This is a genomic window from Klebsiella aerogenes, assembly GCA_029027985.1.
Lineage (GTDB): Bacteria > Pseudomonadota > Gammaproteobacteria > Enterobacterales > Enterobacteriaceae > Klebsiella > Klebsiella aerogenes_A.
Map to the genome: position 1 here is coordinate 2974096 of CP119076.1, position 20531 is coordinate 2994626.

Annotated in this window: 20 protein-coding genes; 10 read left to right on the top strand and 10 right to left on the bottom strand. The window is 55.2% G+C overall.

What is annotated here, in order from left to right; genetic code table 11:
• Positions 1-23: 23 nt before the first annotated feature.
• The 3 genes from plsX to yceD all read right to left on the bottom strand — a co-directional run bounded on the left by plsX (position 24) and on the right by yceD (position 1915).
• Complete coding sequence (plsX, locus tag PYR66_14265; GenBank protein ID WEF30454.1) at positions 24-1124, bottom strand: phosphate acyltransferase PlsX; 1101 nt, start codon at positions 1122-1124, stop codon at positions 24-26.
• 79 nt (positions 1125-1203) lie between these two features.
• A complete protein-coding gene (gene rpmF / locus PYR66_14270) occupies positions 1204-1377 on the bottom strand; it encodes a 50S ribosomal protein L32 (GenBank protein WEF26496.1) in 174 nt (57 codons plus the stop codon).
• Between the two features lie 16 nt (positions 1378-1393).
• On the bottom strand, positions 1394-1915 hold the full coding sequence (gene yceD / locus PYR66_14275) for a 23S rRNA accumulation protein YceD (protein ID WEF26497.1): 522 nt from the start codon (positions 1913-1915) through the stop codon (positions 1394-1396).
• A gap of 141 nt (positions 1916-2056) precedes the next feature.
• Here yceD and PYR66_14280 point away from each other — a divergent pair, with 141 nt between their 5' ends.
• Positions 2057-2641 (top strand): Maf family protein, encoded by a 585-nt coding sequence (locus PYR66_14280; GenBank protein ID WEF26498.1) that lies wholly within the window; start codon positions 2057-2059, stop codon positions 2639-2641.
• 40 nt (positions 2642-2681) lie between these two features.
• On the opposite strand, the gene rluC is transcribed toward PYR66_14280, so the two are convergent.
• On the bottom strand, positions 2682-3635 hold the full coding sequence (rluC, locus tag PYR66_14285) for a 23S rRNA pseudouridine(955/2504/2580) synthase RluC (GenBank protein ID WEF30455.1): 954 nt from the start codon (positions 3633-3635) through the stop codon (positions 2682-2684).
• An 825-nt stretch (positions 3636-4460) separates the two neighbouring features.
• On the opposite strand from rluC, the gene rne reads away from it, so the two are divergent.
• On the top strand, positions 4461-7658 hold the full coding sequence (gene rne, locus PYR66_14290; protein ID WEF26499.1) for a ribonuclease E: 3198 nt from the start codon (positions 4461-4463) through the stop codon (positions 7656-7658).
• 40 nt (positions 7659-7698) lie between these two features.
• Here rne and PYR66_14295 read toward each other — a convergent pair whose 3' ends face one another.
• Entirely contained in the window at positions 7699-8709 is a 1011-nt protein-coding gene (locus tag PYR66_14295; protein WEF30456.1) for a LysR family transcriptional regulator, read from the bottom strand.
• A gap of 37 nt (positions 8710-8746) precedes the next feature.
• On the opposite strand from PYR66_14295, the gene PYR66_14300 reads away from it, so the two are divergent.
• Positions 8747-9961 (top strand): MFS transporter, encoded by a 1215-nt coding sequence (locus tag PYR66_14300; GenBank protein WEF26500.1) that lies wholly within the window; start codon positions 8747-8749, stop codon positions 9959-9961.
• A 56-nt stretch (positions 9962-10017) separates the two neighbouring features.
• Here PYR66_14300 and murJ read toward each other — a convergent pair whose 3' ends face one another.
• From murJ to rimJ, 4 genes are all read right to left on the bottom strand, one after another.
• A complete protein-coding gene (murJ, locus tag PYR66_14305; GenBank protein WEF26501.1) occupies positions 10018-11553 on the bottom strand; it encodes a murein biosynthesis integral membrane protein MurJ in 1536 nt (511 codons plus the stop codon).
• Between the two features lie 113 nt (positions 11554-11666).
• Positions 11667-12590 carry a Gfo/Idh/MocA family oxidoreductase gene (locus tag PYR66_14310; GenBank protein WEF26502.1) on the bottom strand — a complete coding sequence of 308 codons (924 nt, stop codon included), beginning with the start codon at positions 12588-12590 and terminating at the stop codon, positions 11667-11669.
• Positions 12591-12592: 2 nt separating this feature from the next.
• Positions 12593-13240, bottom strand: coding sequence for a YceH family protein (locus PYR66_14315; protein WEF26503.1), 648 nt, complete (start codon positions 13238-13240; stop codon positions 12593-12595).
• Between the two features lie 10 nt (positions 13241-13250).
• Positions 13251-13835, bottom strand: a complete 585-nt coding sequence (gene rimJ / locus PYR66_14320; GenBank protein ID WEF26504.1) for a ribosomal protein S5-alanine N-acetyltransferase — start codon at positions 13833-13835, stop codon at positions 13251-13253.
• Positions 13836-14062: 227 nt separating this feature from the next.
• On the opposite strand from rimJ, the gene mdtH reads away from it, so the two are divergent.
• The 7 genes from mdtH to PYR66_14355 all read left to right on the top strand — a co-directional run bounded on the left by mdtH (position 14063) and on the right by PYR66_14355 (position 19413).
• Positions 14063-15271, top strand: a complete 1209-nt coding sequence (mdtH, locus tag PYR66_14325; protein WEF26505.1) for a multidrug efflux MFS transporter MdtH — start codon at positions 14063-14065, stop codon at positions 15269-15271.
• Positions 15272-15385: 114 nt separating this feature from the next.
• Entirely contained in the window at positions 15386-15946 is a 561-nt protein-coding gene (locus PYR66_14330; protein WEF26506.1) for a lipoprotein, read from the top strand.
• A gap of 128 nt (positions 15947-16074) precedes the next feature.
• Positions 16075-17121, top strand: a complete 1047-nt coding sequence (pyrC, locus tag PYR66_14335; protein ID WEF26507.1) for a dihydroorotase — start codon at positions 16075-16077, stop codon at positions 17119-17121.
• A 71-nt stretch (positions 17122-17192) separates the two neighbouring features.
• Positions 17193-17438, top strand: coding sequence for a DNA damage-inducible protein I (dinI, locus tag PYR66_14340; GenBank protein WEF26508.1), 246 nt, complete (start codon positions 17193-17195; stop codon positions 17436-17438).
• A gap of 304 nt (positions 17439-17742) precedes the next feature.
• On the top strand, positions 17743-17997 hold the full coding sequence (bssS, locus tag PYR66_14345) for a biofilm formation regulator BssS (GenBank protein ID WEF30457.1): 255 nt from the start codon (positions 17743-17745) through the stop codon (positions 17995-17997).
• A gap of 124 nt (positions 17998-18121) precedes the next feature.
• On the top strand, positions 18122-19240 hold the full coding sequence (gene solA / locus PYR66_14350) for an N-methyl-L-tryptophan oxidase (protein WEF26509.1): 1119 nt from the start codon (positions 18122-18124) through the stop codon (positions 19238-19240).
• Positions 19241-19299: 59 nt separating this feature from the next.
• Complete coding sequence (locus PYR66_14355; protein WEF26510.1) at positions 19300-19413, top strand: DUF2770 family protein; 114 nt, start codon at positions 19300-19302, stop codon at positions 19411-19413.
• Here the strand turns inward: PYR66_14355 and PYR66_14360 are convergent.
• Complete coding sequence (locus PYR66_14360) at positions 19399-20457, bottom strand: rhodanese-related sulfurtransferase (protein WEF26511.1); 1059 nt, start codon at positions 20455-20457, stop codon at positions 19399-19401. The two genes, PYR66_14355 and PYR66_14360, sit on opposite strands and share 15 nt — an antisense overlap.
• Between the last annotated feature and the right edge of the window lie 74 nt (positions 20458-20531).

Here is a 20531-nt window from a genome sequence, read left to right on the forward strand (position 1 = left end):
CGCGTGGTTCAAACCGCAGGGCGTCAGTCGTATCCGTTGGTCCCGGTGTGCTGTCGGGCATTCCCGTTACCGCTGCTGCTTCCTGGCAGTTCAAAACCTGCTGGATATAACGATTCCAGGCGAGCGGCGATTCGTTGTGGAACCTGCCGCTGCACCGCCTGCACTGCCTGTTCTATTGCGACGCAAAATGCGCGTTGGTTGGCAGCGCCATGACTTTTAATCACAGAACCGCGCAATCCTAACAGACAGGCGCCATTATACTGGTCGGGGTTGAGGTGACTGAATCGCCTGCTCAGGCTTTTTTGTAACCAACGCTTTAATAAAATCAGCCACCACGACCGTTTTTTTCCCTCTCCCTGTGATTTCAGCAGCGAAAGGAACATTCTGACAACACCTTCCATCGTCTTTAATGTGACGTTGCCCGTGAATCCATCACAAACCAGAACATCCGTTTTGCCCGTCAACAGTTCGTTAGCTTCAAGGTAACCAATATAGTTGAAGGACGGCAGTTTTTTGAGAATTGCCGACGCATCGCGAATACTATTGAGACCTTTTATCTCTTCTTCGCCAATGTTCAGCAACGCGACGCGAGGATTTGCGATCCCCACGACCTCTTCCGCCAGCACCGCGCCCATGACGGCGAACTGCACCAGCATGGTGCTGTCGCAGTCGACGTTAGCGCCTAAATCCAACACGACCGTTTTGCCCTTTTGCTGATGCGGTAGTACCGTCACCAGCGCCGGACGCTCAATCCCTTCGATGGGTTTGAGCAGTAACTTCGCCAGTCCCATCAGCGCGCCGGTATTGCCCGCACTGACGCAGGCCTCAGCCCGCCCTTCTTTAACTAGCTCCAGCGCCACGCGCATCGAGGTTCCGCGACTACTGCGGATAGCCTGCGCAGGCCGCGCATCACTGGCAATAACTGACTGCGCAGGAATAATCTGCAGACGCGAACGTTGTTCGAAATCAGCTTTGGCAAGTAATGGCGTGATGGCGTCGGGGTCGCCGACTAAAAGAAGTGTGAGTTGCGAATTAGAGTTCAGTGCCTGCAGTGCTGCAGGCACTGTCACGGATGGGCCAAAATCGCCCCCCATGACATCTAACGCCAGGGTTAGACGTGTCAAGGTATCGTCGCTGCCCGGTTCGGTTATTCCCCAGTTACCCGGGGAAATCCTCACTAAGCTTCATCACGCTTTCGCGTGATTACTTAGCGATTACCTTGCGGCCGCGGTAGAAACCGTCGGCAGTGATGTGGTGACGCAGGTGTTTCTCACCAGAAGTTTTGTCTACAGACAGGCTGGTGACTGCGGTCAGAGCGTCATGGGAACGACGCATGCCACGTTTGGAACGGGTTGGTTTATTCTGTTGTACGGCCATGGACCTTACTCCTCAATTACTTATGCTTTAAGCTGGCTAATACGGCAAATGGGTTTGGTTTTTTTGCCTCTTCAGGCAGTTCGCCAAAGACCATGTCCGCGTCGGACACTTCACAGTGTTCAGAATCATGCACCGGAACTACCGGCAAGGAGAGAATGATTTCATCCTCAACCATCGCCTGCAGGTCGATTTCACCGAATTCGTTAACCTCAATCGGCTCATACGCTTCCGGCAGTGCTTCGGCCTGTTCGTCATTTCTGACGGGGCTGAAACAATACGTTGTGTGGACATGATGAGGGAACGGTTTCCCGCAACGCTGACATTCGAGGGTTACCGATACCTTCGCATCACCGGTAATAACGGCGAGACGTTGGTTATCAATAGCGAACGACATGCTGCATTCCACATCGCTGTCCACGCTGACGACTGAATCGGCGACACGTTCAACCTGATCACGGGCGTAGATACCCTCGTAATCAAGGCGTTTTTGAGCCGTGCGAACCGGATCGAGAGTCAGGGGTAATTTTACCTTTTGCATAGGGCGCGCATATTAACTTTGTAATGTCATAGAGTCAAAGAAAAAGGCAGCCTCAGGTTGCCTTTTGCCATTTATTCGCACACATTGCGGCGCATAGTTTAAAATGATGCTCTGCGAAGCGCTATATGTGGATGAAAAAATATGTCTGAACTTCTCCTGGCTTCAACCTCACCGTGGCGGCGGATGCTGCTGGAAAAACTTTCGCTCCCCTTTGAATGCGCGGCGCCGGACGTTGATGAAACGCCTCTGCCCGGTGAATCCGCCCGTCAATTAGTGGTACGCCTGGCGCAGGCCAAAGCACAGGCGCTGGCTTCCCGCTACCCGCACCACCTTATTATAGGCTCCGATCAGGTTTGCGTATTAGATGGCGAAATAACCGGTAAACCGCATACCGAAGAAAATGCCCACCGCCAATTACGCCAGGCCAGCGGCACGATCGTCACTTTTTATACTGGACTGGCGCTGTACAATTCCGCCAATGGACAACTGCAAACGGAATGCGAACCCTTTGACGTCCATTTCCGCCATTTGAGCGATCGGGAAATCGAGGGCTATATCCGTAAAGAAAACCCACTACAGTGCGCCGGGAGTTTCAAAAGCGAGGGATTGGGCATTACCCTGTTTGAACGTCTGGAAGGCCGCGACCCTAACTCGCTGGTCGGATTACCGCTGATCGCGCTGTGCCAAATGCTGCGCCGGGAAGGCTATAACCCACTATTAAGTTAAGCGCCAAAGAAAACGGCGGATGATGAATCCGCCGTTGCGCTTATTTGCTGTTGCGTAAGACCTGTAAACAGCGCTTCAGCTGGTCATCCAATGGCGCCTCAATGCGCATCACCTCACCCGTGCCAGGATGGGTAAACTTCAGCGCCGCGGCGTGCAGGAACAGGCGGTTTAACCCGGTACCTGAAAGCTGCTTGTCGAACTCACGGTCGCCATAGCGATCATCAAAAGCAATCGGGTGGCCTGCATACTGAGTGTGTACGCGAATCTGATGCGTACGTCCCGTGACCGGGCTGCAACGCACCAGCGTGGCGAACGCATAACGCTCTTCCACTTTAAAGCGCGTTTCCGATGGTTTGCCTTCCTGACTCACGCGAACAATACGCTCGCCGCTCTGCAGAATATTTTTCAGCAGCGGCGCCTGTACCACCTTCGTATGAGACTGCCACTGACCGCGAACTAACGCCAGATAATCCTTCTGCATCCCCTTCTCACGCAGTTGCTCGTGTAATGAACGCAGCGCCGAGCGTTTTTTCGCTACCAGCAGAACGCCGGAGGTATCGCGGTCGAGACGGTGGACCAGCTCAAGGAAACGGGCCTCAGGGCGCAACGCGCGCAGGCCTTCAATCACCCCGAAACTCAGACCGCTACCGCCGTGTACCGCCGTGCCGGAAGGTTTATTGAGCACCAGAATATGATCGTCTTCATACAGGATCACATCGGTCAACGCCGCCACTTTTTGCAGGTGCGGCGAAACGGCCTCTTCTTCACGCTCGGCAACTCGCACCGGCGGGATACGGACCTCATCGCCATCTTCCAGCTTGTATTCCGGCTTGACGCGTTTTTTGTTCACCCGCACCTCGCCTTTACGCAGGATGCGGTAAATCATGCTCTTTGGTACGCCTTTGAGTTGCGTACGCAAAAAGTTGTCGATACGTTGCCCCGCTTCATCGGCGGAAATGGCAACCATTTTTACGGTTGGGGTCTCAGTTTTCATGGTCGGCGATTCTAAATAGCCGAGGGCATTAGCGCCACTCATTTTTATATGCTTATATTTATCAGTATCCGGTTTTCATCGCATGCTTCATCAGCGTTTTGTTTGTTATTAGAACAATCTGTAGACGCTAGTGAAAAAACTGTGAGTAACCCGGTGATAAAAGGTAAAAGTGAACTTGCTATAACAAGGTTAGCAATGGAATAATGAAGCTGTTTTCCGTGTTGAAACTTGTTAGAACAAGAAATTAGCGGAATGACCAATTTTGTCTGACCGATCATCCACGCAGCAATGGCGTAAGACGTATTGATCTTTCAGACAGTTAGCGGGCTGCGGGTTGCAGTCCTTACCGGCACAGGCTCTATAAGATTTTTGCGTGGCAGGACGGCGTCGACTCCGGGGTTCCCGGAAGTTCATCTGAATCCTCTGATTGAGGTGAACAAGTTAAGCCATCATCCCTGCGACGTGAGAGACGATGAGAATATACGCAACATCGTTTGAGATGCGTCAAGGCAGCAAAAGAGAGAATCTTCAATCGTTTGTACAAGCAATCGATTGAGGTGAACAAGCGCGGCCGACGCGAAATCACTTAAAGGATGAAGTGTATAAATGGAATATTCTCTGGTGATACATCCCAGGCTGTTCCCCTGAATAATTGCACTGTGTTTCCGTTTGAAATGCAGGCGACCGACACTCTGCGCCTCTTAAGCGCGCGACAACCGTGAGGTTGGCGACGTGAACCAGACTCGAGGCCATCGGTTTTCACCCGGTAAGGCGTTACTCTGCCCGTAGCTTAGTCGTCAATGTAAGAATAATGAGTAAGTTACGATGAAAAGAATGTTAATCAACGCAACTCAGCAGGAAGAGTTGCGCGTCGCCCTTGTTGATGGGCAGCGCCTGTACGACCTGGATATCGAAAGCCCCGGGCACGAACAGAAAAAAGCGAACATCTACAAAGGCAAAATCACACGTATTGAACCTAGCCTTGAGGCCGCGTTTGTCGATTACGGCGCCGAGCGTCATGGTTTCCTCCCCCTCAAAGAAATTGCCCGCGAATACTTCCCTGCCAATTACAATTCTCATGGCCGTCCTAACATCAAGGACGTTCTGCGTGAAGGTCAGGAAGTCATTGTACAGATTGATAAAGAAGAACGTGGCAACAAAGGCGCCGCGCTGACGACCTTTATCAGCCTGGCGGGCAGCTACCTGGTACTGATGCCGAATAACCCTCGCGCCGGCGGTATTTCTCGCCGTATCGAAGGCGACGATCGTACCGAGCTGAAAGAAGCGCTGGCTAGCCTGCAACTGCCGGATGGCATGGGCCTCATCGTACGTACCGCGGGCGTCGGCAAATCAGCCGAAGCGCTGCAGTGGGACCTGAGCTTCCGCCTGAAGCACTGGGAAGCTATCCAGAAAGCCGCTGAAAGCCGCCCTGCGCCATTCCTGATCCACCAGGAAAGCAACGTTATTGTTCGTGCCTTCCGCGACTATCTGCGCCAGGACATCGGCGAAATCCTGATTGATAACCCGAAAGTGCTTGAGCTGGCGCGCCAGCACATCGCCGCGCTCGGCCGTCCGGATTTCAGCAGCAAAATCAAACTGTACACCGGTGAAATCCCGCTGTTCAGCCACTACCAAATTGAATCGCAGATCGAATCCGCTTTCCAGCGTGAAGTTCGCCTGCCGTCCGGCGGTTCTATCGTTATCGATAGCACCGAAGCCTTGACCGCTATCGACATCAACTCCGCTCGCGCCACCCGCGGCGGCGATATCGAAGAGACCGCGTTTAATACCAACCTGGAAGCGGCGGATGAAATCGCTCGCCAGCTGCGTCTGCGCGACCTCGGCGGCCTGATCGTTATCGACTTCATCGATATGACCCCGGTACGCCACCAGCGCGCGGTGGAAAATCGCCTGCGCGAAGCCGTTCGTCAGGACCGCGCGCGTATCCAGATCAGCCATATTTCACGTTTCGGCCTGCTGGAGATGTCCCGCCAGCGTCTGAGCCCATCGTTGGGCGAGTCCAGCCACCACGTGTGCCCGCGTTGTAGCGGTACCGGTACCGTGCGTGATAACGAATCGCTGTCGCTCTCTATTCTGCGTCTGATTGAAGAAGAAGCGCTGAAAGAGAACACCAAAGAAGTTCACGCCATTGTTCCGGTGCCGATTGCGTCTTACCTGCTTAACGAGAAGCGCGCCGCTGTTAGCGCCATTGAAACTCGCCAGAGCGACATTCGCGTTATCATCGTCCCGAACGACGAGATGCAAACCCCGCACTACTCCGTCCTGCGCGTACGTAAAGGTGAAGAGACCTCTACCCTGAGCTATCTGCTGCCGAAACTGCACGAAGAAGAGATGGCAGTGCCGTCTGACGAAGAGCCCGCGGAACGCAAACGTCGTGAGGAACCGGCTCTCGCCGCATTCGTCATGCCGGATGCGCCGCCAGCGCCGGTACAGGAAGAAGCCGTTGCCGCTCCGGCCGTGGCGAAAGCCGCCGCAGCCTCTGGTGCGACAACCGCTGCGCCAGCTCAGCCAGGCCTGCTGTCTCGCTTCTTCGGCGCACTGAAAAACCTCTTCTCTGGCGCGGAAGAAGCCAAACCGGCTGAAGTCCAGGTCGAGAAGAAAACCGAAGAGAAACCGGAACGTCAGCAAGAACGTCGCAAACCGCGCGCCAACAATCGCCGCGATCGTAACGACCGCCGTGACAATCGTGATAATCGCGACAACCGTGATAACCGCGCGGATAACACCGAAGGCCGTGAATCTCGTGAATCCCGCGAGGAGAACCGTCGCAATCGCCGCGAGAAACAGCAGCAGAATGCCGACGTGCGTGAATCACGCCAAACCGCAAGCGACGAGTCTGATAAAGGCAAATCCCGCGATGAGCAGCAGCAACCGCGCCGCGAACGCAACCGTCGTCGTAATGACGACAAGCGTCAGGCACAGCAGGAAGCAAAAGCGCAGACCCGCGAAGAGCCGGTAGCGCAGCAGGAAACTGAACAGGAAGAACGCGTTCAGAGCATGCCGCGTCGTAAGCCGCGTCAGCTGACGCAGAAAATCCGCTTTGAATCCGCAGAAACAGAGCAGGTTGTCGAAACCGTTGCCGAACAGGCGCAGGAAACTGCCGCGCCGCGTACCGATCTGGCGAAAGTCGATCTGCCGGCGGTGGTTGAAGCTGCCGCTGAGCAGGATGACAACGGCGAAGCGCGCGAATCTAACGGTATGCCGCGTCGTTCCCGTCGCTCTCCGCGCCACCTGCGCGTAAGCGGCCAGCGTCGCCGTCGCTACCGCGATGAACGTTACCCGACCCAGTCGCCGATGCCGCTGGCTATTGCCTGCGCTTCGCCGGAACTGGCCTCAGGTAAAGCATGGATCCGTTACCCGATTACCCGCCCGCAGGATCAACAGCAGGAAGAGGTACCGGTTCAGGAAACAACCAACGTTGAACCTATCATCACGCCGGTCGTTGCCCCAGAACCGGTAGCGGAAGCTATCGTTCCGGTCGTGGCGGCGGAAACCGTCATGACTGAAACCGTCGCCGCAGAGCCTCTCAACGAACCGGTAGCGGAAGCCGCCGCGGTTGAAACGCCAGTTGTTGAAGACGCTGCCGTCGTTGAAGAAACCGTTGTTCCGCAGGCGAGCGAAAACGAACCAGTCGCACCGGTCGTTGCAGAAACTGAAGCCGCTGAACCGGAAGCGACCGCTGTCGAAGCCGCCATTGAGCAGCCGGTTGTTGTTGCTGAAGAGACCGTGGTAGTGGAAGAAACGCCGGTTGTCGCCACGGTTGCAGCCGCGCCGATGGTTACCGCCGCGCCGGCTGCTGCTGCACAACCAGCACCGGTGGCAACTCGCCACGCCACCGCGCCGATGACCCGCGCGCCGGCTCCGGACTATGTGCCGGAAGCGCCGCGCCACAGCGATTGGGTTCGCCCGCCGTTTGCCTTCGATGGTAAAGGTTCAGCAGGCGGCCACAGCGCCACTCATCAGGCCACCGCGGAAGCAACCCGTCCGCAACCTGTAGAGTAACGTCGCAGTACTAAAAAACCGGCCATCTGGCCGGTTTTTTTTATTCCTTTTCATCCGGTCGCTGCATTCCCGCCACCTGCGGCATCACTTCACGCATTAAATCAAGAAACTTACGTAGACGCGTCGGATAGTAGCGCGCCCACGGATAGACCAGGTGTACCGGCAGCGGCGAAGCCCGCCATTGCGGAAATAGCTCAATCAGCCGTCCGCTCGCAATATCCTCTTCCACCGCCCAACTGGAGACTATTGCCGCGCCTAACCCCGCCAACGCCGTGTTACGCGCGACATAAACGCTATCCGTGCTCAGACACGGCACGATCGCAAAGCTCATCTGTTGCCCGTCAGCCTGATGTTGCAACGTCACTTCGTGCTGGTAAAAGGTACTAATGGCCACCCACGGCAGCGTCGACATCAGCTGCGGCTCACTCAACTCGGGATAGCGCGCCAACAGCGCAGGCGACACGACAAGGCTCCGGGGAACCACCGCTAACAGAACCGACACCGTCGCCGGGTCGACTTCTGCGCCAACGCGGATGGCACAATCGATATTATCGCTAAGAAAATCAACGGTTTTATCATTAAGCATCCACTCTACCGCCAGCTCTGGATAGCGCTGCAAAAAGCTGACCAGCGGCCCCAAGAGCTGCTGCTGACCGAAAGCGTGCGGCGCACGTACCCGCAGTACGCCAACCGGACGATCTTCTACGATACGCAGATCGTCCTCCAGCGCCAGCCAACTGTCCACCAGTCGTCGCGCATGTTGGTAGCATCGCTCGCCGTCATCGGTCAATTTCATCGCATGAGTAGTACGTAGAACAAGCCTCGCGCCGAGCAGCCTTTCCAGCGACTGTAGACGGCGGCTGACCGTGGCCTGAGTGGTATTTATCTGCACGGCAGCGGTCGACAGCGACCCGGCTTCAACAATACGAATAAACGTCCGCATCAACTCAATCCGATCTATACGCTCTTGCTTCTTCATTTCCATTTTGCCTATACGTATTACGTATAACCGTTTTACCACCACGCTATCTACCGCGCCAGCCTGCTTCAGGGAACAATAGCCTCATTGCATTGACGAGGGCTTCACCATGACACCACTTCCTTTATCCAGCCGCGAGGCCGGCTGGGTGATTTTTATTCTTGCGCTCGGCGCGGGCTTCAGCGTGGCATCGATTTACTACGCCCAGCCGCTGCTGCCGTTAATTGGCGCCAATCTGCATCTCAGCGTTGAAGGAATGGGCCTCATACCCACGCTAACGCAAGCGGGTTATGCGTTGGGTATTTTATTTCTGCTGCCGCTGGGCGACCGCCACGACCGTAGAACGCTTATTCTGCTGAAAAGCGCGGCGCTGGCGCTACTGTTGCTGCTTTGTAGTCTGACCGGGCAACTCACCTCGTTGCTGGTTGTCAGCCTGCTGATCGGGATGGCGGCAACCATGGCGCAGGATATTGTGCCAGCGGCGGCCATCCTGGCACCCGCCGGTAAGCAAGGTAAAATGGTTGGCACGGTGATGACCGGTCTGCTGCTGGGGATCCTGCTCTCACGGACGGTCAGCGGCCTGGTAGGCGCGTTATTCGGCTGGCGGGTTATGTATCAGGCGGCGGCGGTCAGTATTGCGTTGATTGGCCTGCTGATGTGGCGCGTCCTGCCGCGCTTTGAGATCCACTCTACCCTGCGTTATCCGCAATTGCTGAAATCGATGGCGCATCTGTGGCAACGCTATCCCGCGCTGCGCCACGCCGCCTTTGCCCAGGGCTTCTTGTCCATCGCGTTTAGCGCCTTCTGGTCAACGCTGGCCGTCATGCTCGCCGAACATTACCAGATGGGCAGCGCGGTGGCTGGCGGTTTCGGTGTCGCCGGAGCCGCAGGGGCGCTGGCGGCGCCGCTGGCAGGCGGTCTGGCGGATAAATTTGGTGCAGGCAGAGTCACCCAACTCGGCGCGGCGCTGGTGACCGTGTCATTTGCCTTGATGTTAGCGCTGCCTGCCCTGCCGGTACATGGCCAACTGGCGCTGATTGCGCTATCAGCTATCGGGTTTGACCTCGGTCTGCAATCGAGCCTGGTGGCGCACCAGAATCTGGTTTACAGCCTGGAACCACAGGCGCGAGGTCGACTTAACGCCCTGTTGTTCACCGTCGTCTTTATCGGTATGGCGCTGGGTTCCGTATTGGGAAGCAAGCTGTACGTGCTGGCCGGTTGGGGCGGTGTGGTGACTCTGGCGGTCATTAGCGGCGCGATCGCCCTTATTATCCGCCTGTTGGAAAATGCCCGGCTACAGGCCGTCGGGCGCACCGCGAGATAAAAAAACCCGCTCCGCATCGCGGAACGGGTTGATCAAAGCCCGACGTAGCGGTTTATTTAGATCGTGCGGCGGGTAAACTCTTTCAGGCGGAAGCCCAGCAGCAGCAAGGTTGCGAAATAAGCGACCACACCCGTGACTACCACAGCCATCAGACGCATCAGGCGGAACGGCATCGTCCCCTGCGACCACTCCGGCATCAGGTACATCATGCCAAGTAGCGCCGCGGCCATGACCAGCACCGCAATCACCAGACGCAGCAGGAACATGAACCAGCCCGGCTGCGGCGTGAAGATTTTCTGCTTACGCAACTGCCAGTAGAGCAGCGCGGCGTTCAGACAGGCCGCCAGGCCGATCGACAGCGACAGCCCGGCATGCTTCAGCGGGCCAATAAATGCCAGGTTCATTACCTGCGTCATAATCAAGGTGATAATGGCGATTTTGACCGGCGTTTTGATATCCTGGCGCGAATAAAAGCCCGGCGCCAACACTTTCACCACAATCAACCCCATCAGCCCGACCGAGTAAGCCACCAGCGCACGCTGCGTCATCGCCGCATCAAAAGCGTTGAATTTACCATACTGGAACAGCGAGACCGTCAGCGGTTTAGCAAGGATGCCCAATGCCACCGCGCTTGGCAACGCCAGCAGGAAGCACAGGCGCAACCCCCAATCCATCAGGCGGCAGTACTCATCATGGTTACCGCTGGCGAAACTTTTTGACAGCGACGGCAACAGGATAGTCCCCAAGGCGACGCCTAGCACGCCAGAAGGGAATTCCATCAGTCGATCCGCGTAGTACATCCACGATACCGAACCGGAAACCAGGAAAGAGGCAAAAATAGTGTTAATAATGAGCGAGATTTGGCTGACAGAGACACCGAGAATCGCCGGTCCCATCTGCTTTACGACGCGAATCGCCCCGGCATCTTTCAGGTTGACGCGCGGCAGCACCAGCATGCCGATTTTTTTCAGATGTGGCAGTTGATACGCCAGTTGCAGAATACCGCCCACGGTCACCGCCCACGCCATCGCCAGCATCGGCGGATGGAAATAAGGCGCGGCGAACAACGCAAAGCCGATCATACTGACATTAAGGAAGGTCGGCGCAAAGGCAGGAACCGAGAAACGGTTCCAGGTGTTAAGAATCGCCCCTACCAGTGATGCCAGTGAAATCAATAAAATATAAGGAAAGGTGATGCGCAACAACTGCGTGGTCAGCGCAAATTTATCCGGCGTATCGGCAAAGCCGGGAGCGGTAATGGTGATAACCCACGGCGCGGCAAGCATCCCCAGCACCGTGACCAACGCCAGCACCAGCGTCAACAGCCCGGAGACGTAAGAGATAAACACACGCGTTGCATCCTCGCCCTGCTTGCTCTTATATTCGGCCAGGATCGGCACAAACGCCTGGGAAAAGGCGCCTTCAGCAAAAATGCGTCGTAAAAGGTTTGGTAATTTGAACGCGACAAAAAAGGCGTCAGTGGCCATCCCTGCGCCGAAAATACGCGCGACAATCGCATCGCGCGCAAAGCCCAGCACGCGCGAGAACATGGTCATCGAGCTGACTGCCGCTAATGATTTTAAAAGATTCATTACTGTTTTATTCCACAACCCATGGAGTAAAACGCCCGCAAAAGCGGGCGCTGGAAAGTGGCGATAGTCTACCGGGTTCGCAATGAATTACTACTATCAGTTGTTACAACCAATTATTCACTCATCGCTTCGCGCCACAGCTTCTCGACGATGCGCTGTGCCAGAAGCGCCTGTTCGCCCGCGGTTTCGGGAACAGTCTGATTTTGCACACATTCGATGAAATGACGCGCGCAACCGTCAAATCCACGCTGTTCGAGCGTCGTTTGCCAACCGGGCGCCGGACGCCGCACGAGGCCGCTACCACGTTCCTCCTGCCACTCGCGCATATCGCCCACCTCGTACAGCCCGCCATCGGTTACCGCCTGTACCCATTCGCGCTGGCTCCCTGCACGACGGTGCATGCTGGTCGTTATCTGCAGTTGAGCCGCGCTGAAGTGGTGTTCGGCATAGAGCATTTCACCCTGCGCGCTGGTTTGCAGAATGCCGCCGTCAAGGCGCGCTTTGTCGCCCGCCAGCCATAGCGCGGTATCGACAACATGCAAATAATCATCCAGGAGGGTAAATCGCAGATCGTTGCCCACGCTATCGCTACGATGTTTATCCATCCGCAACGAAGCAGCTTCATTTAGATGCGCTTTCAGTTCACGGTACAGCGGCGCAAAACGGCGGTTGAATCCCACCATTAACGTCAGCCGACGACGAGTCGCCAGTTCGACCAACGACTCAGCGTCGCTAAGCTTATCCGCCAGCGGTTTATCAACGCACACATGAACCCCGGCATTCAGCAGACGATGAACCACCTCATAATGTGAAGCCGTTGACGTATGCACAAAGACCGCATCGCATTGCGCCGCCAGCGCATCCAGCGACTCAGCATACGGGATACGCCAGGTCTCGCAGATACGCAGCGCTTTCTCTTTACCTGGCGACCAGGCCGCCTGTAGCGTCCAGCCATCGGCGGCGCCGAGCACCGGCAGCCAGGCTTTTTGCGCAATACCGCCTAATCCAACCACGCCTACGCGTAATTTCGCCGTCACGGTTACTCTCCTAAATGTGCCAGTAATGAATCAAGTCGAACTTTGAGCTCAGCCACTTCATCTTCCAGCGCTTCGACCCTTGTCTGCAGATCGTCATTCGGCGGCGAAACGGCTTCTACCGCGGTAATCAACGAATCCATATCGTCGCAGAACAGGTGCATATAGCGGCTTTCACGTTTACCGGGCTCACGCGGTAGCCGGGCGACATACGGGCCATCTTCGCGATTGGCCAGGTTCTCAAGGGTATTTTCCACCTCAGCCATATCGCGGAATTCATACATCCGCTGCGCGCGGCTGCGTAGCTCGCCCGGCGTTTGCGCCCCACGCAGCAACAGGGTGGCGACGATAGCGACTTCGGCCGCCGTCAGCTTAAGATCGCCGAATTCAGAGTTGCAGAAGCGCTGTTCATATTTGGTCACCCGGTTGCCAAAACCGCTTACCGTACGCAGGTAATGACGTTTGACCAGTTCATCCAGCAGATCCTGCACATCACTTTCAGCCAGCGATAGCACCGGCTCGCGATTCGTTTTCTGGTTACAGGCGGTGACCACCGCATTGACCGACAGCGGATACTGTTCCGGCGTCGTGACCTGTTTCTCCAGCAGGCAGCCAATGACGCGCGCTTCATGCGCGGTTAACTGATATTTCATGTTGTCTCCTTTAGCGACCCGGAGTCCAGTCTGGGGCCGTCAACGCCGTCAATACATGGTCGCGCCATTGGCCATCGATGAGCAGATAGTCTTTCGCGTAACCCTCTTTTTCAAAACCGAGGCGGGCAAGCAGGTCGCCGCTGCGTTTGTTATGCGGCATATAGTTTGCCATGATGCGATGAACATGCTGCGTGCGTTGCATATAACGAATCGCCGCGATCAGCGCCTCATACATCAGCCCCTGCCCTTGCCACTTCTCGCCAATGGAATAGCCAAGGTAACAAGCATGGAAAGAGCCGCGCACCACGTTAGAAAAATTCGCCACGCCAATAATTTCTTTCTCATCGGGATCGAGGAGTGCGAAATAGAATGCCGAGCCCTGTTTATGAAACTCCGCAATCATCGATAAGCGCGCCTGCCAGCCAGAGGGATAACAGTGGCTTTCATCACGTACCGGCTCCCAGGGTTTCAGGAACCCTTTGTTCTCCGCGTAGTAATCAGCCAGACGCCAGGCGTCACGATCGTGAACCAGCCTCACCACCAGCCGGTCCGTCGTCAAACGCACCTTAGGCACGTTACTGCGATAGCCAAACATTCCTCACTCCTGTTCCCTGACCTAAACTGATTACTTTTACTATACCTTCCCTGAGTGAAGGTGTGAAAACAGCAACATACCATTTTCTGCACCAACTCCGCTTTTCGATGAATAGACTCAATCGATCTTGATTTTTGATAAAAAAATATTGTCACCGGTACGCTGGGAAAATCACTGCCGCCCCCGCAGAATATCTAAGCTTATCTCTCTTTTTCCCTGGAGGGGAAATGTCCCGCGTATCGCAGGCAAGGAGCCTGGGTAAATATTTCCTGTTAGTCGACAACATGCTGGTTGTTCTCGGCTTTTTTGTCGTATTTCCTCTCATCTCGATCCGCTTTGTCGACCAAATGGGCTGGGCGGCGCTGATGGTCGGGATTGCGCTGGGCCTGCGTCAGTTGGTGCAACAAGGGTTAGGCATCTTTGGCGGGGCGATTGCTGACCGCTTTGGCGCCAAACCGATGATTGTCACCGGCATGCTGATGCGCGCGGGCGGCTTTGCCGCGATGGCGGTTGCTCATGAACCCTGGGTGTTATGGCTCTCCTGTGTTTTGTCCGGGCTGGGCGGCACCCTGTTTGACCCGCCGCGAGCGGCGCTGGTGGTCAAACTGGTGCGTCCGCACCAGCGTGGTCGCTTCTTCTCGATCCTGATGATGCAGGACAGCGCGGGCGCGGTGATCGGCGCCCTGCTCGGCAGTTGGCTGCTACAGTACGATTTTCGCCTGGTCTGCAGCGCGGGCGCGGCGCTGTTTATCGCCTGCGCGGCGTTTAATGCCTGGTACCTGCCAGCCTGGAAACTCTCGACCGTCAGAACTCCCGTTCGCGAAGGCCTGGGTCTGGTATTACGCGACAAGCGTTTCGTCACCTACGTGCTGACCCTAACCGGCTACTACATGCTGGCGGTGCAGGTCATGCTGATGCTGCCGATTATGGTCAACGATATCGCCGGTTCCCCGGCGGCAGTTAAATGGATGTACGCCATTGAAGCCACGATTTCACTGACGCTGCTGTACCCCATCGCCCGCTGGAGCGAGAAACGTTTTCGTCTCGAACATCGTCTGATGGCCGGCTTGCTCGTCATGACGGTCGCCATGTTGCCGATTGGCTTAACCAGTACGTTGCAGCAGCTATTCACGCTGATCTGCATCTTCTATATGGGGTCAATCATCGCCGAACCCGCACGCGAAACGCTGGGGGCTTCTCTGGCCGACGCCCGCGCCCGTGGCAGCTACATGGGTTTTAGCCGTTTAGGCCTGGCCTTCGGCGGCGCCCTCGGCTATGCCGGCGGCGGCTGGCTGTTCGATGCGGGTAAAGCGGTCAATCAGCCAGAGCTGCCGTGGCTAATGCTCGGGATCATCGGCTTTGCGACTTTCGTCGCGCTATGGTGGCAGTTTAGCCAGAAACGTTCGGCTTCCGGCATGCTTGAACCGCGAACCTGAGCATTGCCCACAAGGGTTATCCTTATTTTCAGCATTTTCCGCTGGTACCGGCAGGACTAGCAGACCATGCTGCTTTGTGTCAGGATTAGCCATGGCATGACGTTGAGGAACCCAATGAAAAAGATGTTGATCGCGGCCGCGCTGATAGTCAGCGGCCTTCTGAGCGGCTGTAACCAGCTGACGCAGTATTCCGTTAGCGAGCAAGAAATTAACCAGGCGCTGCAGAAACGTAATCACTTTGCCAAGGATATCGGCCTGCCTGGCGTGGCGGATGCGCATATTGAACTGCAAAACCTGACCAGCGCCATCGGTCGTGAAGAGCCGAACAAAGTGGTGCTGAGCGGCACGGCGAATCTGGATCTCAATTCGCTGTTCGGTAATCAAAAAGCGACTATCGACCTGAAGTTGAAAGCGCTGCCGGTATTTAATAAAGAACAAGGCGCGATTTACCTGCGAGAGATGGAAGTGGTCGATGCCCAGGTTAAGCCGGAAAAGCTGACCTCCGTCGTGCAAACACTGATCCCTTATCTGAATCAATCGCTGCGCAGCTATTTCAACCAACAGCCAGCCTACGTTCTGCGTGAAGACGCCAGCACCGGGGAAGCATTGGCTAAGAAATACGCGAAAGGCATTGAAGTGAAACCGGGCGAGATCATCATCCCCTTCACTGATTAATCAATAAGGGCGCTCAGCGGGCGCCCTTAATTTTTTACGGAAATGAGTGCAAAGGAAAACGTTTCCGCTTATCCTTAGTGCCCGGCAAAAACAGCCCTGATGACTGAATCTATTAGCCGGAGCCTTCCATGACAGCACAACCCCAGGTATTGAAAATCCGCCGCCCAGACGACTGGCATATCCACCTACGTGATGACGATATGTTAAAAACCGTCGTGCCTTATACCAGTGAGTTTTATGGCCGGGCGATTGTGATGCCGAATCTGGTGCCGCCGGTCACCACCGTCGATGCTGCCATTGCTTACCGCCAGCGAATTATTGACGCCATTCCCGCCGGGCACGATTTCACCCCCCTGATGACCTGCTACCTGACCGATACCCTTGATCCGGCAGAGCTGGAGCGCGGCTTCCAGGAAGGCGTTTTCACCGCCGCCAAGCTTTATCCGGCTAACGCCACCACCAATTCCAGTCACGGCGTGACCAGCACCGATGCCATCATGCCGGTACTTGAACGTATGGAAAAACTGGGCATGCCGCTGCTGGTGCATGGCGAAGTGACTCACGCGGATATCGACATCTTCGATCGCGAAGCGCGCTTTATCGACACGGTCATGGAACCGCTACGTCAACGTCTGCCGGGTCTGAAGGTCGTCTTCGAGCACATCACAACCAAAGATGCCGCCGAATATGTGCGCGATGGCAACGAACTGCTGGCCGCGACGATAACGCCGCAGCACCTGATGTTTAACCGCAACCATATGCTGGTGGGCGGTATTCGCCCGCATCTCTACTGTCTGCCTATTCTGAAACGCAATATTCACCAGCAGGCGCTGCGCGAACTGGTCGCCAGTGGGTTTAACCGGGCCTTCCTCGGCACCGACTCCGCCCCGCACGCGCGTCATCGTAAAGAAGCCAGCTGCGGCTGCGCAGGCTGTTTCAACGCCCCAACGGCGCTTGGCAGCTACGCCACTGTGTTTGAAGAGATGAATGCGCTGGCGCATTTTGAAGCCTTCTGCTCACTCAACGGTCCGCGTTTCTACGGTCTGCCGGTAAACGACAGCTTCGTTGAACTGGTGCGCGAAGAAAGCACTGTCGCTGAAAGCATTGCCCTGCCAGGCGATACGCTGGTACCGTTCCTGGCCGGTGAAACCGTACGCTGGACGATGAAGAAATAAAGTTTTTCCCCCTGTTGTAAACACGCAGTCATTACTGTATAAATAAACAGTATATTACTCAGGGGGCCATTATGCGTATCGAAGTCTCAATCGCCAAAACCACAGCCTTACCCAACGGCGCGTTAGAAGCGCTGAATAACGAACTCGCTAAGCGTATCGATCAACAATTCCCTGAGCGCGCAAACCAGGTCACGGTACGCTATGCCGTCGGCAATAACCTGTCCGTCATTGGCGGTCTGAAAGAAGACAAAGACCGTATCAGTGAAATCCTGCAGGAAACCTGGGAAAGTGCTGACGACTGGTTTATCCAGGACTAAGTCTCAGAGTTTCGCTTCGGCAAAACCAATTTGCTCCCTCATTGTGCTTTTTTTGCCGGGTCGCCCCGGCTTTTTTTCTCGCCCTCTCCACTCAGATTTTTCCTTAATATCCTGATTATTTCCTTAAAAAATAACGAGCCATAGGACGAAATCGCGCAAAAAATCAGCGAATAGCGGAAAGTTTGTCTCGTTTTATTTATTTTCTCGAGTTTATACTTAACTGCTGATATAATTAACATGCTTCAGAAAACAAGCATTAAACCTCGAGAATTGTTGTCTTTTAACATATGAATAAGGGGTTATGATGGAAAAGAATAATGAAGTCATCCAGACCCATCCCCTCGTTGGATGGGACATCAGCACCGTTGATAGCTACGATGCGCTGATGTTGCGCCTGCACTACCAAAACCCCACTCAAGAAAGCAATAAAGAAGCAGAAATTGGCCAGACGCTATGGCTAACGACGGACGTCGCACGTCAGTTTATTTCTATTCTGGAAGCAGGAATAGCGAAGATAGAATCTGGCGATTACCAGGCAAATGAGTATCGCAGGCATTAGCATCGCCGCTGATGTCTAAATATTCACGGAACAGGCACCTGCGGGTGCCTGAATTATTTTTCTCACTTGTACAACCGGCTGTTGTTAATTACCCTGCTAATAAAACAATAACCCGGAACTCACCATGCAATACGACCTCATCATTATCGGTAGCGGCTCTGTCGGCGCTGCCGCTGGCTATTACGCCCGCCGCGCCGGACTAAACGTCCTGATGACCGATGCCCACAAGCCGCCTCACCAGGAGGGCAGCCATCACGGTAATACCCGTCTGATTCGTCATGCCTATGGTGAAGGCGAAAAGTACGTACCGTTGGTACTACGCGCCCAGCAACTGTGGGATGAATTTGCGCAAAGCAGCGGCGAGGCCGTATTTGAAAAAACCGGGGTGATTAATCTCGGTCCAGCCAACTCTGACTTTCTCAATAACGTCGCCCATAGCGCGCGTCAGTTTACGCTCAACGTTGAGGAACTGGATGCCGCGGCGGTGATGAAACGCTGGCCGGAGATCCGCATTCCGCAAGATTATCGGGCGATTTTCGAACCTGCCTCCGGCGTACTGCGCAGCGAACTGGCCATTGACACCTGGATTCGCCTGGCGCGCGAAGCAGGCTGCGCGCAGCTGTTCAACTGCCCGGTCACCGCCATTCACCACCACAGCGAGGGGGTGACAATCGATACCGCCGACGGTAGCTACAGCGCCAGGAAACTGCTGATAAGCGCAGGAACCTGGGTGACCAAATTACTACCGGACCTGCCGATCCAGCCGGTGCGCAAAATTTTCGCCTGGTTCCAGGCCGATGGTCGTTATAGTACGAAGAACAATTTCCCGGCGTTTACCGGCGAGCTGCCGAATGGCGATCAGTATTACGGTTTCCCGGCAGAAGATAATGAGCTGAAGATTGGCAAACACAATGGCGGTCAGCTTATCTGTGAACCGGAAGAGCGGAAACCGTTCGGTGCAGTCGCCACCGATGGCTCCGAGTCGTTTAACTTCCTGCGTAACGTGCTGCCCGGTATTGGCGGCTGCCTGCACGGCGCTTCCTGCACCTACGACAATACGGCGGATGAGGACTTCATCATTGATACCCTTCCCGGCCACGCTAACACGCTGTTGATCACTGGATTAAGCGGCCACGGTTTCAAATTTGCTCCAGTGCTCGGCGAAATCGCCACGCAGTTTGCACAAGGCGAAACGACGGAGTTTGATCTGACCCCCTTCTCGCTGGCGCGTTTTTCGCAATAATAGCCAGCCACAAAAACAAAACGGCCTCGATGGAGGCCGTTTCATGCTTGAGAACGTTTATGCGTCGCTTGTACCACTGGTTAGTCAACAACGTGCGCGAGCACTTTATGATTTATCTCGCGCTGTGGCTGCTGTTGGCGGCAATTGATCTCATTTGGTTATGGTTTTACTGACGGATCCGGAATCCCCAATTTGGTATTGAGACGACCACGAGATTTATTAAAGATCTTGTTGCCGTTTTCACGCCCCGCCCGCAACTTACGCTGCTCCTCTTCCGGCAGTTTATGTTCTTCCATGCAGGCTTCGCTGCAGCAACCGGCAAACTTCTCAGCACAGGCCGGACACTGAATAAACAGCAGATGGCAACCGTCGTTAAGGCAATTGGTATGGCTATCGCACGGCACGCCGCACTGGTGGCAATGGGCAATCACATCGTCGGAGATACGCTCGCCCATCCGCTCATCGAAGACAAAGTTTTTACCAATGAAGCGAACCGGCAGTCCCTGTTCACGGGCACGGCGCGCATACTCGATAATCCCGCCTTCAATGTGCCATACCTTGTTGAAACCGCTGTGCTTCATCCAGGCGCTGGCTTTCTCGCAGCGGATACCGCCGGTGCAGTACATCACAATCTTCTTATCTTTGTATTCCTGCATCATCTCAACGGCTTTCGGCAGTTGGTCGCGGAAGGTATCAGCAGGAATTTCCAGCGCATTCTCGAAATGACCCACTTCGTATTCATAGTGGTTACGCATGTCGATAAATACCGCATCCGGGTCGTCAAGCATGGCGTTCACTTCCGCGGCTTTCAGGTACTCGCCCACGTCAGAAGCATCAAAGGTCGGGTCATCAATACCGTCGGCCACAATGCGATCGCGGACCTTAAGACGCAGTACCCAGAAGGATTTTCCGTCATCATCAAGCGCGATGTTCAGACGCAGCCCCTGCAGCGCCGGATCGAAGCTATCCAGACACTCACGCAGGGCGGCAACCTTGCTTTCCGGCACGCTGAGCTGCGCATTAATACCTTCATGCGCCAGATAAATACGACCAAAGACATTTAACTTAGTCAGCGCCAGCCACAGGGCGTCGCGGGTCGCTTTTGGATCGACGATAGTGAAATATTTGTAGAATGAGATCGTCGTGCGCGGCTCGCTTTCAGCCAGCATCTGCGCTTTTAACGTCTCATTTGAAATGCGGTTGTGTAACACTGGCATGGTGTACCTGCTCGACATAGGAAATGAGTAAAATAAACGGCGGGCATCATATAGCAAACACCGTTAATTTACAT

Excerpts from the sequence above, each read along its gene's own strand:
- PYR66_14280 (WEF26498.1), top strand. The coding sequence starts at position 2,057 with ATGTCTGAACTTCTCCTGGCTTCAACCTCACCGTGGCGGCGGATGCTG.
- PYR66_14360 (WEF26511.1), bottom strand. The coding sequence starts at position 20,457 with ATGCCAGTGTTACACAACCGCATTTCAAATGAGACGTTAAAAGCGCAG.
- yceD (WEF26497.1), bottom strand. The coding sequence starts at position 1,915 with ATGCAAAAGGTAAAATTACCCCTGACTCTCGATCCGGTTCGCACGGCT.
- solA (WEF26509.1), top strand. The coding sequence starts at position 18,122 with ATGCAATACGACCTCATCATTATCGGTAGCGGCTCTGTCGGCGCTGCC.
- pyrC (WEF26507.1), top strand. The coding sequence starts at position 16,075 with ATGACAGCACAACCCCAGGTATTGAAAATCCGCCGCCCAGACGACTGG.
- mdtH (WEF26505.1), top strand. The coding sequence starts at position 14,063 with ATGTCCCGCGTATCGCAGGCAAGGAGCCTGGGTAAATATTTCCTGTTA.
- rluC (WEF30455.1), bottom strand. The coding sequence starts at position 3,635 with ATGAAAACTGAGACCCCAACCGTAAAAATGGTTGCCATTTCCGCCGAT.
- PYR66_14315 (WEF26503.1), bottom strand. The coding sequence starts at position 13,240 with ATGAAATATCAGTTAACCGCGCATGAAGCGCGCGTCATTGGCTGCCTG.
- murJ (WEF26501.1), bottom strand. The coding sequence starts at position 11,553 with ATGAATCTTTTAAAATCATTAGCGGCAGTCAGCTCGATGACCATGTTC.
- rne (WEF26499.1), top strand. The coding sequence starts at position 4,461 with ATGAAAAGAATGTTAATCAACGCAACTCAGCAGGAAGAGTTGCGCGTC.
- PYR66_14330 (WEF26506.1), top strand. The coding sequence starts at position 15,386 with ATGAAAAAGATGTTGATCGCGGCCGCGCTGATAGTCAGCGGCCTTCTG.
- PYR66_14355 (WEF26510.1), top strand. The coding sequence starts at position 19,300 with ATGCGTCGCTTGTACCACTGGTTAGTCAACAACGTGCGCGAGCACTTT.
- rimJ (WEF26504.1), bottom strand. The coding sequence starts at position 13,835 with ATGTTTGGCTATCGCAGTAACGTGCCTAAGGTGCGTTTGACGACGGAC.
- dinI (WEF26508.1), top strand. The coding sequence starts at position 17,193 with ATGCGTATCGAAGTCTCAATCGCCAAAACCACAGCCTTACCCAACGGC.
- rpmF (WEF26496.1), bottom strand. The coding sequence starts at position 1,377 with ATGGCCGTACAACAGAATAAACCAACCCGTTCCAAACGTGGCATGCGT.
- PYR66_14300 (WEF26500.1), top strand. The coding sequence starts at position 8,747 with ATGACACCACTTCCTTTATCCAGCCGCGAGGCCGGCTGGGTGATTTTT.
- bssS (WEF30457.1), top strand. The coding sequence starts at position 17,743 with ATGGAAAAGAATAATGAAGTCATCCAGACCCATCCCCTCGTTGGATGG.